The sequence below is a fragment of the Streptomyces sp. NPDC004658 genome (assembly GCF_040609555.1).
GTDB lineage: Bacteria > Actinomycetota > Actinomycetes > Streptomycetales > Streptomycetaceae > Streptomyces.
This window is the reverse complement of sequence record NZ_JBEXKG010000381.1, coordinates 1-1,650: the sequence shown is the minus strand read 5'-3', so window position 1 is coordinate 1,650 and position 1,650 is coordinate 1. Positions and strand designations below refer to the sequence as shown.

The following is a 1,650-nucleotide window of genomic DNA, read 5'->3' as shown; positions in this document are numbered from 1 at the left end:
GGCGACCGCGCCCAGCACCGCGCCGACGGCCAGGACGAGCAGTCCTCGCAGCCACACATCGCGTCCGATCTGGGTGGCGAGGACGACGCAGGACAGGGCTCCGAGGACGGGGACGAGGGTCGGTGCCCGGAAGTGCTCCCGGGTGACCGCATCCCGGCGCAGTACGAGAAGTGCGGTGTTGACGAGGAAGAAGACCACCAGAAGCAGGAGGACCAGCGTGGAAGCCAGCGTGGACACATCGCCGGTCAGCGCGTGGAGCAGAGAAAGCGCCGTGGTGGCGGCGATGGCGGCCCACGGGGTGCGCCGGCCGGGAAGGACCTTGGTCAGGAAGCGGGGCAGCAGACCGTCCCGTGCCATGCCGTAGGCCAGTCGTGAGGACATGATGCCCGTCAGCAGGGCTCCGTTCGCTACGGCCACGAGGGCGATGGCGCTGAAGAGTTCCGTCGGGACTCCTCCCGCCGCCCGGACGACTTCGAGGAGCGGCCCGCTGGATTCCGTCAGCTTTTCGGTCGGTACCGATGCCGCGGCGGCCGCTCCGACCAGTGCGTACACCGCGCCGGCGGTGACCAGTGCGCCGAAGAGCGCTCGGGGATACGAGCGACGGGGGTCGAGGGTCTCTTCGGCCACGTTGACGGACGTCTCGAAGCCGACGAAGGAGTAGTAGGCGAGCACCGCGCCGCTCAGCAGGGCTGCCACGGGCCCTTCACGCGAGGTGCCCAGGTCCGTGAGCCTCGCGGTGTCTCCGTCGCCGCGCAGCACGATCCAGGCGCCGAGCCCGATGACCAGGAGCAGCCCGCTGACCTCGATGACCGTGGCGACGACGTTGGCCCGGGTCGACTCGCTGATGCCTCGCGCGTTCAGCAGAGCCAGGGCGGCGAGGAAGACGATCGTCACCAGCACTACGGGGAGCGTGACGAACTCGGACAGGTAGTCGCCGCCGAACCCTCGGGCGAGGGCGGCCACCGACACGACGCCGGCGGCGAGCATGCAGAACCCGGCCAGGAAGCCGAGGAAGGGCCCGTACGCCAGGGTGGCGTAATGCGAAGCGCCGCCCGCACGCGGATATTTGGTGACCAGCTCCGCGTAGGAGGCGGCCGTGAGCAGAGCCAGGCACAGGGCGGCGAGCAGGGGGGCCCACACAGCGCCGCCGGATTCCGCGGCGACTTGGCCCACCAGGACGTACACGCCCGCTCCGAGGACGTCGCCCAGGATGAAGAAGTAGAGCAGCGGGGTGGTCAGGGCCTTCTTGAGTGCGGGCGGGGAGTCCGACGGCGGGGGCTTGAGGGGGAGAGGTTTCACTCGATCCCGTATACCCGCCCCGGGGCCGAGCAGGCGCCGAGCCCCCCGGATGCCTGCCCAGGCGCAGGAGCAGGCATCCGGCGGCCCGTCTGCCCGGAGGCTGGGGGAGTCAGTCGGTGACGGTGAGGACGAGCTTGCCGCGAGTGCGGTTGGTCTCGCCGAGACGGTGGGCCTCGGCGGCCTCCTCAAGCGCGAAGGAGCGCTCCACCTCGACGCGGACCCCGCCGGAATCGACCAGCCCGGCGATCACGGTCAGGGCCGGGGAGTCCGGCTCCACCAGGAAGGGGCTGGTGCGCACCCCGGCCTGGCCGGCCACGGTGGCGAGGCGCTCCGAGACGCCGCCGGGAACCG

At 71.3% G+C, this 1,650-nt stretch carries 2 protein-coding genes; both read right to left on the bottom strand.

Annotated features, from left to right (window positions below; all coding sequences use genetic code 11):
* Positions 1-1,299: APC family permease (locus ABZV94_RS41500; RefSeq protein ID WP_356350272.1), on the bottom strand; the 1,299-nt coding region annotated here is incomplete at its 3' end.
* Positions 1,300-1,408: 109 nt separating this feature from the next.
* Positions 1,409-1,650: zinc-binding dehydrogenase (locus ABZV94_RS41495; protein WP_356350269.1), on the bottom strand; the 242-nt coding region annotated here is incomplete at its 5' end.